This is a genomic window from Kitasatospora sp. NPDC036934 (genome assembly GCF_055608425.1).
In genome coordinates this window covers 114856-129915 of record NZ_JBVJQR010000021.1, presented here as the reverse complement: position 1 = coordinate 129915, position 15060 = coordinate 114856, and the positions used below count along the sequence as shown (strand labels likewise).

Sequence of the window (15060 nt, the reverse complement as noted above, 5' to 3'; positions counted from 1 at the left end):
CCCGCCCCTCCGGCGTGTCCGGGCTCAGCCCGGCTGGTCGGTCACCGCCACCGGGCGGCTCGCGTCGCTCGACCACTCGCTCCACGAGCCCGGGTACAGCGTGGCGTCCAGGCCCGCCGCCGCCATCGCCAGGATCTGGTGAGCCGCCGTCACTCCCGAACCGCAGTACACCGCGACCTTGCCCTCCTCCGCGCCCAACGCCGCGAACCGGGCCAGCAGTTCGGCGACCGGGCGGAACCTCCCGTCCGGGCCCACGTTCTCGGAGGTCGGCGCCGACACCGCGCCCGGAACGTGCCCGGCCCGCGGGTCCACCGGCTCGGTCTCGCCCCGGTAGCGCTCCCCCGACCGGGCGTCCAGCAGCAGGGCTTCGCGCGCCCAGGCCGCGGCGCCGTCCGCGTCCACCGTCGGCAACTGCCCCGGGACGGGCTTGAAGTCACCCTCCGCCGGCTCCGACAGCTCGGCCGTCACCGGCAGCCCGGCCGACCGCCAGGCCGCGAAACCGCCGTCCAGCACCCGGACGTCCCGGTGCCCGGCCCAGCGCAGCAGCCACCAGGCCCGGGCCGCCGCCATCGACGCCGCACCGTCGTACACCACGACCGGGCGCCCGGCGCTCACCCCGAAGCCGCGCATCGCCGCGCCGAACTCCTCCGGGTCAGGCAGCGGGTGGCGCCCACCCCGACCAGGAGCGCCGGGCGGGGCCGCGAGGTCCCGGTCCAACTCGACGAAGTGGGCGCCGGGCAGATGCCCGGCCCGGTACTCCTCGGCCGCGGTCGGGCCGCCCGGCGCGGCGCCGACCAACTGGTAGCGCACGTCCAGCAGCACCGGCGGGTTTGCGGAGGCGAGCGCCTCCCGCAGCCCGGCCGCGGAGATCAGCGGGGAACCGTCAATGAAGGTGGTCATGCCGGCCATTGTCGCGCGGCGCGCCCCGACCACGGCTCTTTGTGCGCTCTTTGCCGGACTTTCCGCGCGGGTCGAGGGTTGGGCGCGCGCCAGAGTGGAAGCATCACCCTCGCGCGCGAGGATTTCCGTGCGCCAACCACCCGTGAGGAGGCCCGCATTGCCCGCGGTGGAACTCCGACTGGCCCAGGGCACGCCCTGTTGGGTCAGCCTGCTGACCGACGACCTGCCCGGCGCCCGCGCCTTCTACGGCGAACTGCTCGGCTGGACGTACTCCCCCGGGCCCGGCCAACTCGGCGCCTACGTCCGGGCCGAGCTCGACGGCACCCCCGTCGCCGGCCTCGGCGTCTCCACCGCCACCGGCTTCCCGGTGCAGTGGACCACCTACTTCGCCGTGGACGACGCCGACCGCACCGCCCAGCTGGTGCGCGAATGCGGCGGCACCGTCGCGGTCGGGCCGGTGCAGGCCGAACGCGCCGGGCGGATGGCCATCGCCTCCGACGTCTCCGGCGCCGTCTTCGGCCTCTGGCAGGCCGAGGAGCACCTCGGCCGGGAAGCCGGGGAGGACCCCGGCGGCCCCGCCTGGGCCGAGCTGCTCACCCCGGACGCCGACGGTGCCGCCGCCTTCTACGGCACCGTGCTCGACCGGCCGGTCCGGGACGACGCCGACGAGACCGCGTTGCTGGTGCACGGGCGCCCGGTCGCCGGCATCCGCCACCACGCCGACCTGCGCGGCCACCCGCCGCGCTGGCGCACCCACTTCGCCGTCCGGAACGCCGCACTGACCGCCCGCCAGGCGGTCGAACTCGGCGGCCGCGTCCTGGTGGAGCCGCAGGACACCGCCCGCGGCCGCGCCGCTCGGCTGGCCGACCCCCAGGGCGGGCACTTCTCGGTGCTCGAAGCGCCGTGACCCGCCCACTCGCCGGTCAGACCTGCTGCTCCTCGAACGGCAGGACGTCCGGGGAGAGCACCGAGGCGCGGGCGGTCGCGGCGGTCAGCCGACGGCGGTGGTGGCGGCGGCAGAGCACCTCGTAGCCGACCTCGTCCTCGGCCACCGAGATGTCGCCGATCACCACCTGGGCGCCCTCGACCACCATCACCCCGCCGACCGTACGGGCGTTGTGGGTCGCCCGTGCGCCGCACCAGCACAGCGCCTCGACCTGCAGCACCTCGACCCGGTCGGCCAGCTCGATCAGTCGCTGCGAGCCCGGGAACAGCCGGGTGCGGAAGTCCGTGGTGATGCCGAAGGTGTAGACGTCGATGTCCAGTTCGTCCACCACCCGGGCCAGCTGGTCGACCTGCTCGGCGGCGAAGAACTGCGCCTCGTCACAGATCAGGTAGTCCACCCGGCCGCCCGCCGAGAGCCGGTGCACCACGTGGGCGTGGAAGTCGAAGTCGTCCGTCACCTCGACCGCGTCGGCGCGCAGGCCCAGCCGGCTGGAGATGGTGGCGGCGCCGGCCCGGTCGTTGCGGGTCAGGATCACGCCCTGCCGACCGCGCGCGGCGTGGTTGTGGTCCATCTGCAGCGCCAGCGTCGACTTGCCGCAGTCCATCGTGCCCGAGAAGAACACCAGTTCAGCCATGGGTGGAGCAAAGGCCTTTCACATCAAGGGGGTTCGGGCACGCAGCAGTCAAGGGTCAGGCTCAGCGACGGACTTCGAGCAGCGGCACGAACTGCTCGACCGGGGTCATCGAGCCGTGCAGGCCGATCATCGCGGACTCGCCGGGCTCGTTGCGGGAGGCGATGATCGCGATGTCGTCGCGCGCCGCGGCGACCACGTCGCCGATCCGCCGGTACACCCGCTCGTCGACGGTCGGGCCGAACCAGCCGGCGGCGATCGCCTCGTCCCGGGTGGCCACCCACATCCGGTCGCCCAGCACCTCGCTCCAGACCGTGTGCACGTCGGCCGCGGCGCCCGGCACCGCGTACACGTGCCGGGCCCGGCCCTCGCCGCCGAGCAGGGCGACGCCGGCACCGAGCTCCCAGTCCTCGTCGAAGTCGATCCGGTCCTCGGGCGCGATGTCGATCATGCCGTGGTCCGCGGTCACGTACATCGCCGAGCGCGGCGGCAGCTGCTCGGCCAGCCGGCGGGCCAGCCGGTCCACCGCGTCCAGCGTCATCCGCCACTCGTCGGAGTCCACCCCGAAACGGTGGCCCGCGCCGTCCAGCTCGCTGACGTAGGTGTACACCAGTGCCCGGTCGTGCTCGGCCAGCCAGGAGGCGGCCAGGTCCATCCGCTCCTCGCCGGTGGTACGGCCCAGGAAGGTGCCGCCGGACAGCGCCACCCTGGTCAGCGGAGTCTGGGCGAACAGCGGGGAGGACACCTGGGCGGTGGCCACCCCGGCCCGGTGGGTCTGCTCGAACACCGTCGGGTACGGCTGCCAGACCTGCGGGTCAGTGTGCGGCTGCCAGCGCAGCTGGTTCATCAGGTAGTCGGCTCCCGGCACCGCCACCGTGTACCCGGCCAGGCCGTGCAGGCCCGGCGGCGTCCCGGTGCCGACAGAGGCCAGCGAGGTCGCGGTGGTCGACGGGAAGCCCGCGGTCAGCGGACGGCCGGTGCCGCCCAGCGAGCTCGCGGCCAGCGAGGACAGGAACGGCGCGTACTCGGGGTGGCGCAGCAGCAGCTCCCAGCCGAGGCCGTCCACCAGGAACACCACCGCCCGGTCGGCCGGGGCGATCGGCAGGGTCGCGGTGAACCCCGGGACGCCCAGGCCCGCCGCCACCGAGGGCAGCAGGTCGCAGAGCGAGCCGCTGCCGTACGGGGGCGCGGGAGCGTCGGCCGGGTCGAGGATCTCGAAGGCGTCGTAGCCGTCGGGGGGTGCGAAGGACATGGAACCGGATTCGTAGCGGTCGGGAACGCGGCCGGGCACGCGGCCGGAGACGCGAACGAGGGCGCGAACAGGAAACGGGGGCGCGAACGGCGGGGCTCGGCCGGGCCTCAGACCCTCGGGCCGTTGTCGATCGTCGCGTCGGACAGCGCCCGGGCGAACACCAGCGCCTGGGCCACCGTCTCCGGGCCGTCCCCGGCCTCGCTCACCCGCAGCGAGAGGTCGTCGGCCGTCGCCGAGCCGGTGTAGCCGTGGTCGGCCTCACAGTTCGGGTCGGAGCAGCCGGCCGGCTCCAGGTCCAGGCGCTGCACCGCACCCCAGCCGATCGTCAGCACCACCTCACGCGGCAGCGTGCCGGGGGTGTACGTCTCCGGGTTGGCCACCATCCGGCTCAGCACGACCGAGCCGATCCGGTCCAGCCGGACGCTCTCCGTCGAGGTGGTCGCGAACGGCACGGCCGGGCTACCCGCGTCACCGGACTGCTCGTCGGTGTGGCTCACCACGAACCGGGTCGGGGTCAGCACCAGCACCGTCACGTGCCGGCGCACCTCGTTGGAGTCGAAGGTCGTCTCCTGGTGCACCAGGTAGGAGCTGATCGGCTCCGGGCCCACCGCGGACTCCACCGCCTCGGACACCAGGGCCGGGTAGTAGCCGCTGCGCTCGATCGCCGAGCGCAGGTCCTGAGTGGTGGTGGTACCGGTCTTCGCCATAACTCCATCCTGGCATGGTCCGCCGACGAAGCGGGCGGCGCGGCGCCGAGCTTCGGACATCAGCGCCCACGGGCAGGCGCAACCAAGGAAGGTTACAGCGTGCTCATCGCGCGCGGACCCAGATCGCTGCGGATCGGAAGCGGCGCGACCCGCACCCGCGCCCCCAGGATCGCCAGCCCGTGCGGGCCGACGACCACCGGTTCGAGGTCCACCGAGGCGATCTCCGGAACGTCGTCCACCAGCTGCGACACCCTCAGCAGCAGCTCCTCCAGCGCGTCGGTGTCCACCGCCTCGGCGCCGCGCCAGCCGAACAGCAGCGGCGCCGCCCGGACCTCCCGGATCAGCCCGGCGACGTCCTGGTCGGTGGCCGGGACGAGGCGGTGGGCGACGTCACCCAGCAGCTCGGCGGGGGCGCCGGCCAGGCCGAAGGACAGGATCGCGCCGACCGCCGGGTCGACGGTGGCGCCGATCACGGTGTCCACCCCGCGCGGGGCCAACCGCTGCACCACCAGCTGGGCCCCGACCGCGCCGCCGAGCAGGGCGTCCAGTTCGCGGTGGGCGCGGCGCAGGCCCGGCTCGCCGGTGAGGTCCAGCCGGACGCTGCCCAGGTCGGGGCGGTGGCGCAGGTGCGGGGCCGTCGCCTTCAGGGCCACCGGGTAGCCGAGCTGCTCGGCGGCCCGGACGGCGGCCTCCTCGTCCGGGGCGGGCAGCGTCGGCGAGACGTCGATGCCGTAGCGGGCCAGCAGCAGCCGGGACTCGGCGTCGGACAGGGTGATCCGGGCGCCGCCGGGCTGGGTGCGCGCGGCAACTGCGCTGCGGGTGCTGAGCGCCGCCTCCACCAGGGTGCGGGCGCCGGGCTCGTCGATCCGGTCCAGGTCGGGGACGCGCGCCGTCTCCTCCGCCGCGGCGGTACGGCGGCGCCACTGGGCGTAGTGCACGGCGTGCGCGAGGGCGCGTACGGCGCGCTCGGGCGCCGGGTAGGCCGGGATTCCGCCCGGGCGCAGCCGGGTCGGCAGGTCGGTCAGGGCCAGGTGGGCCAGCACCAGGGGCTTGCCCAATCCCCGCGCGCGCTCGCCCGCTTCGAGCAGGGCGGTGGCGATCTCCGGGTCGTCCGAGCCCAACTCCGGGTCGTCCGAGCCGGTCAGCCGGCCGCCCATGAAGGCGTGCGCGGAGGTGCCGATCGGCGGGATGGCGACGGCGATCACCGCGTCCACGGCGGGGTCGCTGAGCGCGACGTCCAGGGCGATCCGGAAGTTCTCACCGGTCGCGCCGGTGGTGAGGTCGACGGGCGTGCGCGGACGCAGTCCGGCGCTCAGGCAGGCGTCGTAGGTGAGCAGCCCGAGGGAGTCGGAGTTGCCGACCACGGCGACCCGGTCCCCGGGCGGCAGCGGCTGCTGGCCGAGCAGCTCACCGGTGTCGAACAGTTCGGTGATGGTCGCCACCCTGGTCACCCCGGCCTGCTCGAACAGGGCGTCCACGGTGGCGTCGCGCAGGCCGGTTGCGGTGGCCGGGACGGCGTGGCCGGGCGGCAGACTGCCGGTGTGGCGGGCCCCCTTGACCACGACCACCGGCTTGGCGGTGGCCAGTCGGCGCGCGATCCGGGTGAACTTGCGGGGGTTGCCGAAGGACTCCAGGTACAGCAGCACCACCTCGGTGGACTCGTCCTCGGCCCAGTACTGGAGGAAGTCGTTGCCGGAGACGTCCGCGCGGTTGCCGACCGAGGCGAAGGAGGAGATGCCCAGGCCGCGCCGGTGGGCGGACTCCAGCAGGGCCACGCCGATGGCCCCGGACTGGCAGAAGATCCCGTAGCCGCCGCGGGACGGCAGGTGCGGGGCGAGCGAGGCGTTCAGCGGGCGGTCGGGGTCGGTGTTGATCAGGCCGAAGGCGTTCGGGCCGATCACCCGCATGCCCGCCGCGCGGGCCTGGCGGACCAGGGCGCGCTGGCGGTCGCGGCCCTCCGGGCCGGTCTCCGCGTAGCCGGCGGTGACCACCACCAGGCCCTGCACGCCGTGCGCGCCGCACTCGGCGACGGCCGCCGGGACGGCGCTCTCGGGGACGGCGATCACCGCGAGGTCGACCGGTCCGGGAATGTCCAGAATCGAACGGTGCACCGGGACGCCGTCCAGCTCGGTGCCGGGCGGGGCGCTGCGGTTCACCGCGTACACGGCGCGCGGGGCGTCCTTGGGCTCGTACCGGCTCTCGAACTCGCTGTCGAAGCTGCCGAGCAGGTCGCGTAGCAGGGCCCGGCCGACGGTCTGCGGATTGCGGGAGACCCCGAGCACGGCCACCGAGCGCGGGGTCAGCAGCCGCTGCACCGAGCGGGCCTCGGCACGGTGCTCGCGGGCGCGCATCACGGCGAGCGAGCGGTCGGTCTGTTCGAGGTCGAACTCCAGGTGCACCACGCCGTCGGCGAAGCTGCGGCGCTGGGTGTAGCCGGCATCGGTGAAGACCTTCACCATCTTGCGGTTCTCCGGCAGCACCTCGGCCTGGAAGCGGCGGATGCCGCGCTCCTGGGCCACCGCCGCGATGTGCTCCAGCAGGGCGGAGGCCACGCCGCGGCCCTGGTGGGCGTCCTGGACCAGGAAGGCGACCTCGGCGTCGGTGCCGTCGTCGGAGGGGCGGCCCTCGGCGTCGATCCGGTCGTAGCGGACGGTGGCGATGAAGTGGTCCCGGACCACCACGGCGAGGCCGACCCGGTTCACGAAGTCGTGGTGGGTGAAGCGGCGGACGTCCTTGTCGGAGAGCCGCGGGTACGGGGCGAAGAAGCGGAAGTACTTGGACTGGTCCGAGACCTGCTCGTAGAACTCCACCAGCCGCCCGGCGTCGCCGGGGGTGATCGGCCGGATCCGGGCCGTACCGCCGTCGCGCAGCAGGACGTCGGCTTCCCAGTGCTGCGGATAGTCGGGTTGCGCGGGGTTCGCCACCGCCGGGTCTTCCACAATCGTCAGGTTATCCGGCGGCGGGCCGAATGGCGCCGGGCGCGTGCCCACGGCAGGGTGGACACGGCCGTTGGCCGGGCCTTATGCCCCGAAAAGAAACAATCACAAGTCCCGAACGCGACGCCTCGCGGAGGTTGTCTGCGTGCAACACTGGTCTAGACAACACGGCCGTTTCCCCCGCTCCCCCGAGCACGGCCGTGACCAGCTTCACCGGAAAGGCACGTCTCATGGCCGAGCGCCGCGTCACCATCGGTTGGGCCGAGGGCCTGCACGCCCGTCCCGCCTCCGTCTTCGTCCGGGCCGTCACGGCCACCGGCGTGCCGATCACCATCGCCAAGCCGGGCGGCAACCCCGTCAACGCCGCCTCCATGCTCGGCCTGCTCGCCCTCGGCGCCCAGGGCGGCGAGGAGGTCATCCTGGCCTCCGACGCCCCCAACGCCGACGAGGCCCTCGACCGCCTCGCCAAGCTCGTCGCCGAAGGCCTCGACGAGCTCCCGGCCGCGGCCTGAGCCCCCGCAACCGCCCGATCGGGGTGTCGCCACATCGTGGCGGCACCCCGATCTGCTGTCAGCGGGACTCGCGGCCTTCTCAGCCCTTGACGCAGATCACCTGCTTGAGGTGCGCGACCACCTCGACCAGGTCCTTCTGCTGCTCGATGACCTTCTCGATGGACTTGTAGGCGCCCGGGATCTCGTCCACCACGCCACTGTCCTTGCGGCACTCCACGCCCTTGGTCTGCTCAGCCAGATCGCGCGTGGTGAACCGCTTCTTCGCGGCGGTGCGGCTCATCTTCCGGCCGGCGCCGTGTGAGGCGGAGTTGAACGACGCCGCGTTGCCCAGGCCGCGCACGATGTAGGAACCCGTCCCCATCGAACCCGGGATGATCCCGTAGTCGCCGGATCCGGCCCGAATCGCGCCCTTACGGGTCACCAGCAGGTCGACGCCGTCGTACCGCTCCTCCGCCACGTAGTTGTGGTGGCAGCTGATCACCTCGTCGAAGGTGACCTGCGCCTTGGCGAACTCACCTCGGACGACGCCCTGGAGGAGCGCCATCATCAGGGCCCGGTTGTGCTTCGCGTACTCCTGCGCCCAGAAGAGGTCCTGGCGGTAGTCGGCCATCTCCGGGGTCTTCGCGAGGAAGACCGCCAGGTCCCGGTCGACCAGGCCCTGGTTGTGCGGCAGCGAGCGGGCTGCCCCCATGTGGTGCTCCGCCAGTTCCTTGCCGATGTTGCGGGAGCCGGAGTGCAGCATCAGCCAGACCACGCCAGTCGCATCAACGCACACTTCGATGAAGTGATTTCCTCCGCCAAGCGTCGCCATCTGCTGCATCGCCCGCTCGCGGCGCCACTTGACGTCCTCCGCGATGTCGTCGAAGCGCTGCCAGAAGTCGTCCCAGCCCGCCGCGCGGAAACCGTGCAGCTTGGTCGGGTCGACCGGCTCGGTGTGGAGGCCTCGGCCGACCGGGATGGCCTGCTCGATCTTGGAGCGCAGGCCGGAGAGGTCGTCCGGGAGGTCCTTGGCGGTGAGGGAGGTCTTCACCGCGCTCATGCCGCAGCCGATGTCGACGCCGACGGCCGCCGGGCAGACCGCGCCCTTCATGGCGATGACGGAGCCGACGGTCGCGCCCTTGCCCAGGTGGACGTCGGGCATCACGGCGAGGCCGTGCAACCAGGGCAGGGAGCTGATGTTGCGCAGCTGCTGCATGGCCGCGCCCTCGACCGTCGCCGGGTCGGTCCACATCCGGATCGGGACCCGGATGCCGGGTACTTCGGTGTACGTCATGGTTGAACGACCTCCAGCGGTCGGGGGGTTCGGAAGAAGTGCTGCCGCGCGAAAGAGAATCCCGGCGCGGCTCGGGGAAGTTCGGGAGGGGCTGCGCTCAGGCAGCCGGAGCGGAGCAGGGGAGGAACGGCCTTGGGGAGCGTCGTCGTATGGTTCGCTCGACCCGCATGGTGACCGCCTCCCTTCGTTGTGTCCGCAGTTCGCACGCTCTGTGCGTCGGGGAACATCTATCCACGGAACGGGACGGGCCCGCAACGGATTTAAAAACGCGTCCGGCCCGGCGGAGCGGGTGCTCCACCGGGCCGGGGTACGACGGCTCACGGCGTCAGCTGACGACGGTGACCTCGCCGATGCCGAGCGCCCGCACGTCCGCCTCGATCGCGGCGGCGTCGCCGACCAGCACGGTGACCAGGCGGTCCGGCGGGAAGGCCGCGACCACGGCCTCGGTGGCCGCGGCGGTGGGCAGTTCGGCCAGCTGGCGGTAGACCTCGGCCTGGTAGTCGTCGGCGAGGTGCTGCTCGACCTGGTCGGCCAGGGTCCCTGCGACCGAGCCCGCCGTCTCGTACTTCAGCGGCGCGACGCCGACCAGGAACTGCACCGCCTCGTCGCGCTCGGCGTCGGTGAGGCCCTCGGCGGCGAGGGTGCGCAGGATGGTCCAGGTGTCGGCGAGCGCGGGGGCGGTGGAGGCGGTGTCCACCGAGCCGCTGATGGCGAGCAGCGAGCGGCCGGTGCCGTCGGCGGCGGAGCGCAGCGGCTGGGCGAAGGCCCGGACGCCGTAGGTGTAGCCCTTCTCCTCGCGCAGGACGCGGTCGAGGCGGGAGGTGAGGGTGCCGCCGAGGCAGTAGGTGCCGAGGATCTGGGCGGCCCAGACCGGGTCGTGGCGGTCGGGGCCGATCCGGCCGATCAGCAGCTGGGTCTGGACGGAGCCGGGGCGGTCGACGATGAGGACGCGGCCGTGGTCGTCGCCGGTGACGGGGGCGTGGACGGAGGGCTCGGCGGTGCTGCCGGTCCAGGTGCCGAGGGTGCTCTCCAGCAGGGCGGGCAGGTCGACGCCGGTGAGGTCGCCGACCACCACGACGGTGGTGGTCGCGGGCCGCACGTGGGCGTCGTAGAAGGCCTTGACGGCGGCCCGGTCGATCGACTTGACGGTGTCGGCGGTGCCGCTGCGGGGCCGGGAGAGGCGGTCCGCGGCGTCGAAGAGCTCGGCGTAGAGGGCCTTGGCGGCGCGCCGGGCGGGGTTGGCCTGCTCGTGGACGATCTCGTCGAGCCGGTTGGCGACCAGGCGCTCGATCTCCTCCGCGGGCAGGGCGGGGGCGCGCAGGGCGTCGGCGAGCAGGGTGAGGCCGCGCTGCAGCCGGGAGGCGGGGACCTCCAGGGCGACCCGGATGCACGGGTGGTCGGCGTGGGCGTCCAGGGTGGCCCCGGCGCGCTCCAGCTCGCCGGCGAACTCCTCGGCGGTGAGGGTGTCGGTGCCCTCGTTGAGGGCGCGGGCGAGGATCGCGGCGATGCCGTCGAGGCCCTCGGGTTCGGCGGCGAGCGGGGCGTCGAGGAGGACCTCGACGGCGACCAGTTGCTGGCCGGGCCGGTGGCAGTGCAGCACCGTGATGCCGTTGCCGAGGGCGGCGCGCTCGGGGGCGGGGAAGGCCCACGGGCCGGGGGTTCCGGGCTGGGGCTGGGGGTGGAAGGTCATCGCGGGGACGTAGTCGGTGCTCATACGGCGGCACCCTCCTCTTCGGAAGCGGCGTCGGAAGCGGCGGCGGTCGGCTCGTAGACGAGGACGGCCCGGTTGTCGGGGTGGAGCCGGGCCTTGGCGACGGCCTGGACCTCCTCGGCGGTGACGTCGAGGACCTTGGGGAGGGCGTCGTTCAGCAGCTTTGGGTCGCCGAACAGGACGGCGTAGCGGCAGAGTTCGTCGGCACGGCCGGCGACGGTGGTGAGCCGGTCGAGCCACTCGCGCTCGATCTGGGCCTGGGCGCGCTCGAGTTCCTCGGGGGTGGGGCCCTCGGCGGCGAAGCGGGCGAGCTCCTCGTCGACGGCGGCGTCGATCTGCGCGATGGTGGCGTCGCCGGAGGTCTTGACGTCGAGCCAGCCGAGGCTGGGGGCGCCGGCCAGGCGCAGCAGGCCGAACCCGGCGGCGACGGCGGTGCGGTCGCGACGGACGAGCCGGTTGTAGAGGCGGCTGGACTCTCCGCTGCCGAGGATGGTGAGCGCGAGGTCGGCGGCGTCGGCCTCCCGGGTGCCGTCGTGCGGCAGGCGGTAGGCGGCCATCAGGGCGCGGGAGGGGACGTCCTCGGCGAGGTTCTGGCGCAGCTCGCGGCCGATGGTGTCGGGGAGTTCGCCGGAGCGCGGCGGCCGCTTGCCGTCGTGGGCGGGGATGGAGCCGAAGTACTTCTCGACCCAGGCGATGGTCTGCTCGGGGTCGATGTCGCCGACCACGGACAGCACCGCGTTGTTGGGCGCGTAGTAGGTGCGGAAGAACGCGCGGGCGTCCTCGAGGGTGGCGGCGTCGAGGTCGGCCATCGAGCCGATCGGGGTGTGGTGGTACGGGTGGCCGTCGGGGTAGGAGAGCGCGGTGAGCTTCTCGAAGGCCGTGCCGTACGGGACGTTGTCGTAGCGCTGGCGGCGCTCGTTCTTGACGACGGCGCGCTGGTTCTCCATGGACGTCTCGTCGAGGGCGGCGAGCAGCGAGCCCATCCGGTCGGCCTCCAGCCAGAGGGCGAGCTCCAGCTGGTGGGCGGGCATGGTCTCGTAGTAGTTGGTGCGCTCGAAGCTGGTGGTGCCGTTGAGCGAGCCGCCGGCGCCCTGGACCAGCTCGAAGTGGCCGTTGTTGGAGACGTTGGCGGAGCCCTGGAACATCAGGTGCTCGAAGAGGTGGGCCAGGCCGGTGCGGCCCTTGACCTCGTGGCGGGAGCCCACGTCGTACCAGAGGCAGACCGCAGCGACCGGGGTGAGGCGGTCCTCGGAGAGGACGACGCGCAGGCCGTTGGCCAGGCGGTGCTCGGTGATGGCGATGCCTCGGCTGGAGGCGGGGGCCGGGTTGGCCATGCGCTCGGGTCCTTCCCGTCGTCGATGTCGGGGTTCGTGTGGCGTCCCCCATTGTGGTGCAACGCGTGGGGGGCGTGTTTGTGTCCGCGCGGAAGTGGCGTTCGCCAGGGGCGGAAGAGGGCCGCTGACCGGGAGTGTCGGCGCGAGGGTCCACAATGGGGGCGCCGTGCCCTGTCGGTCGCGTCCGGTTGACGGTCGCGGCGGCAGGACGGTGCATCAGGACGGCACCGCCCGTTCCGACGCCCGACGGCCGGCCGACCACCGGCCGCCGCCACAGCCAGCGACACGTAAGGGAGCCCCGCCGCGATGGCCCGCCGCAGTTCGCAGACCCCGCCGCCCGGAGACTTCGAGGAGCGGATCCTCGACGTCGACGTCGTGGACGAGATGCAGGGCTCCTTCCTGGAGTACGCCTACTCGGTGATCTACTCGCGTGCGCTGCCCGACGCGCGGGACGGTCTGAAGCCCGTGCACCGCCGGATCCTGTACCAGGCCAACGAGATGGGCCTGCGCCCGGACCGCGCGCACGTGAAGTGCGCCCGCGTGGTGGGCGAGGTGATGGGCCGGCTGCACCCGCACGGCGACCAGTCGATCTACGACTCGGTGGTGCGCATGGCGCAGCCGTTCTCGATGCGGCTGCCGCTGATCGACGGGCACGGCAACTTCGGTTCGCTGGGCAACGACGACCCGCCGGCGGCGATGCGTTACACCGAGTCGCGGCTGACGGCGGCCTCGATGGCGATGGTGGAGTCGATCCACGAGGACACCGTCGACTTCGGGCCGAACTACGACGGCAGCGAGCAGGAGCCGCTGGCGCTGCCGGCCGCGTTCCCGAACCTGCTGGTGAACGGTGCGACGGGCATCGCGGTCGGCATGGCGACCAACATGCCGCCGCACAACCTGTCCGAGGTGGTGGCCGCGGCCCGGCACCTGATCAAGCACCCGACCGCGGACCTGGACACCCTGATGCGGTTCGTGCCCGGTCCGGACCTCCCGACCGGCGGGCGGATCGTCGGCCTGTCGGGGATCCGGGACGCCTACGAGTCGGGTCGCGGCACGTTCAGGATCCGGGCGACCACGACGATCGAGAACGTCACGGCGCGCCGCAAGGGCATCGTGGTGACCGAGCTGCCGTACAACGTCGGCCCGGAGAAGGTCATCTCGAAGATCAAGGACCTGGTCAACGCGAAGAAGCTGCAGGGCATCGCGGACGTCAAGGACCTCACCGACCGCGAGCACGGGCTGCGGCTGGTGATCGAGGTGAAGAACGGCTTCGTGCCGGAGGCGCTGCTGGAGCAGCTCTACAAGCTGACGCCGTTGGAGGAGACCTTCGGCATCAACAACGTGGCGCTGGTGGACGGGCAGCCGCTGACGCTGGGCCTGAAGGAGCTGTTGGAGGTCTACGTCGACCACCGCTTCACGGTGGTGCGCCGGCGCAGCGACTTCCGCCGCCGCAAGCGGGAGGAGCGGCTGCACCTGGTCGAGGGTCTGCTGGTGGCCCTGGTCGACATCGACGAGGTCATCGCGATCATCCGGTCGAGTGACAACGCCCAGCAGGCGAAGGAGCGCCTGATGGAGCGCTTCTCGCTGTCGGAGACGCAGACCGGCTACATCCTGGACACCCCGCTGCGCCGGCTGACCAGGTTCGACCGGGTGGAGCTGGAGCAGGAGAAGGCGAAGCTGAACTCGGAGATCGCGGAGCTGACCGAGATCCTGGAGTCGGACACCAAGCTGCGCAGCGTGGTGTCGTCCGAACTTGGCGCGGTGTCCAAGCAGTTCGGGACGGAGCGGCGCACGGTGCTGCTGGAGGCGGGGGCGGCCCCGTCGGCGGCGCTGTCGGTGCCGCTGGAGGTGGCGGACGACCCGTGCCGGGTGCTGCTGTCCTCGACGGGGCTGCTGGCGCGGACGGCGGACGGCGAGCCGTTCGAGCTGTCGGAGAAGCGGGCCAAGCACGACGTGATCGTGTCGGCGGTGCCGGCCACGGCGCGGGCGGACGTGGGTGTGGTGACGTCGGCGGGCCGGGTGCTTCGGCTGCCGGTGATCGACCTGCCGGCGCTGCCGCCGATGCCGTCGCCGACGCTGGCGGGCGGCGCCGCGGTTGGGGAGTTCCTGCGGCTGGAGGCCGGGGAGCGGGTGCTGGCGCTGACCACGCTGGACGAGTCGTCGCCGGGGCTGGCGCTGGGCACGGTGCAGGGCGTGGTGAAGCGGGTGGTGCCGGAGTGGCCGGCGAACAAGGACGAGTTCGAGGTGATCGCCCTCAAGGACGGCGACGAGCTGGTGGGCGCTGTCGAACTGCGCACCGGCGAGGAGGATCTGGTCTTCATCACCTCGGACGCCCAGCTGCTGCGCTACCCGGCGGGGCAGGTCCGTCCGCAGGGTCGTCCGGCGGGCGGCATGGCGGGCATCAAGCTGGCGGACGGCGCGCGCGTGCTGTCGTTCACGGCGGTGGATCCGGCCGTGGACGCGGTGGTGGTCTCGGTGGCGGGCGCCTCCGGCACCCTGTCCGGTGACGAGCAGTCGTCCTGGAAGGTCACTCCGTTCGAGCAGTACCCGCGCAAGGGCCGGGCGACCGGCGGCGTCCGCTGCCAGCGCTTCCTGCGGGGCGAGGACGCGCTGGCGTTCGCCTGGGCGGGTGCGGCCCCGGCCCGCGCGGCCGGTGCCAAGGGCGCGCCGGTCGACCTGCCGGAGCGCGACCCGCGCCGGGACGGCTCGGGCACCCCGGTGGCGGCGCCGATCGCGGTGGTGGCGGGTCCGGCGTGACGCCGGCCCGGCATGATGCCCGGCCCGGCATGATGCCCGGCCCGGCATGATGCCCGGTTCGGGGGCGGGGTGCCTGTGGGTGCCCCGCCCTCCGACGTGTC

11 protein-coding genes are annotated in these 15060 nt (G+C 73.2%); 3 read left to right on the top strand and 8 right to left on the bottom strand.

Annotated elements, in window-relative coordinates:
- Positions 1–24: 24 nt before the first annotated feature.
- Positions 25–900, bottom strand: a complete 876-nt coding sequence (locus ACZ7BZ_RS28405) for a sulfurtransferase (RefSeq protein ID WP_470360814.1) — start codon at positions 898–900, stop codon at positions 25–27.
- 166 nt (positions 901–1066) lie between these two features.
- On the opposite strand from ACZ7BZ_RS28405, the gene ACZ7BZ_RS28400 reads away from it, so the two are divergent.
- Positions 1067–1807 carry a VOC family protein gene (locus ACZ7BZ_RS28400; RefSeq protein ID WP_470360827.1) on the top strand — a complete coding sequence of 247 codons (741 nt, stop codon included), beginning with the start codon at positions 1067–1069 and terminating at the stop codon, positions 1805–1807.
- A 16-nt stretch (positions 1808–1823) separates the two neighbouring features.
- On the opposite strand, the gene ACZ7BZ_RS28395 is transcribed toward ACZ7BZ_RS28400, so the two are convergent.
- The 4 genes from ACZ7BZ_RS28395 to ACZ7BZ_RS28380 form a co-directional block, all read right to left on the bottom strand.
- Positions 1824–2480 carry a thymidine kinase gene (locus tag ACZ7BZ_RS28395; protein ID WP_380462251.1) on the bottom strand — a complete coding sequence of 219 codons (657 nt, stop codon included), beginning with the start codon at positions 2478–2480 and terminating at the stop codon, positions 1824–1826.
- 61 nt (positions 2481–2541) lie between these two features.
- Positions 2542–3729, bottom strand: a complete 1188-nt coding sequence (locus tag ACZ7BZ_RS28390) for an alkaline phosphatase family protein (RefSeq protein ID WP_470360813.1) — start codon at positions 3727–3729, stop codon at positions 2542–2544.
- Positions 3730–3836: 107 nt separating this feature from the next.
- The gene (locus ACZ7BZ_RS28385; RefSeq protein WP_380417931.1) at positions 3837–4436 is read right to left on the bottom strand and encodes a DUF5998 family protein; all 600 of its coding nucleotides are present in this window, start codon (positions 4434–4436) and stop codon (positions 3837–3839) included.
- A gap of 92 nt (positions 4437–4528) precedes the next feature.
- The gene (locus tag ACZ7BZ_RS28380) at positions 4529–7375 is read right to left on the bottom strand and encodes a bifunctional acetate--CoA ligase family protein/GNAT family N-acetyltransferase (protein WP_470360812.1); all 2847 of its coding nucleotides are present in this window, start codon (positions 7373–7375) and stop codon (positions 4529–4531) included.
- Between the two features lie 227 nt (positions 7376–7602).
- Here ACZ7BZ_RS28380 and ACZ7BZ_RS28375 point away from each other — a divergent pair, with 227 nt between their 5' ends.
- On the top strand, positions 7603–7884 hold the full coding sequence (locus ACZ7BZ_RS28375) for an HPr family phosphocarrier protein (protein WP_380462248.1): 282 nt from the start codon (positions 7603–7605) through the stop codon (positions 7882–7884).
- Between the two features lie 79 nt (positions 7885–7963).
- On the opposite strand, the gene ACZ7BZ_RS28370 is transcribed toward ACZ7BZ_RS28375, so the two are convergent.
- The 3 genes from ACZ7BZ_RS28370 to ACZ7BZ_RS28360 form a co-directional block, all read right to left on the bottom strand.
- On the bottom strand, positions 7964–9157 hold the full coding sequence (locus ACZ7BZ_RS28370) for an RtcB family protein (protein ID WP_470360811.1): 1194 nt from the start codon (positions 9155–9157) through the stop codon (positions 7964–7966).
- A 325-nt stretch (positions 9158–9482) separates the two neighbouring features.
- The gene (locus ACZ7BZ_RS28365; RefSeq protein WP_470360826.1) at positions 9483–10847 is read right to left on the bottom strand and encodes a M16 family metallopeptidase; all 1365 of its coding nucleotides are present in this window, start codon (positions 10845–10847) and stop codon (positions 9483–9485) included.
- 20 nt (positions 10848–10867) lie between these two features.
- The gene (locus ACZ7BZ_RS28360) at positions 10868–12202 is read right to left on the bottom strand and encodes a M16 family metallopeptidase (RefSeq protein ID WP_380462246.1); all 1335 of its coding nucleotides are present in this window, start codon (positions 12200–12202) and stop codon (positions 10868–10870) included.
- Between the two features lie 306 nt (positions 12203–12508).
- On the opposite strand from ACZ7BZ_RS28360, the gene ACZ7BZ_RS28355 reads away from it, so the two are divergent.
- A complete protein-coding gene (locus tag ACZ7BZ_RS28355; RefSeq protein WP_470360810.1) occupies positions 12509–14959 on the top strand; it encodes a DNA gyrase/topoisomerase IV subunit A in 2451 nt (816 codons plus the stop codon).
- The last annotated feature ends 101 nt before the right edge of the window (positions 14960–15060 follow it).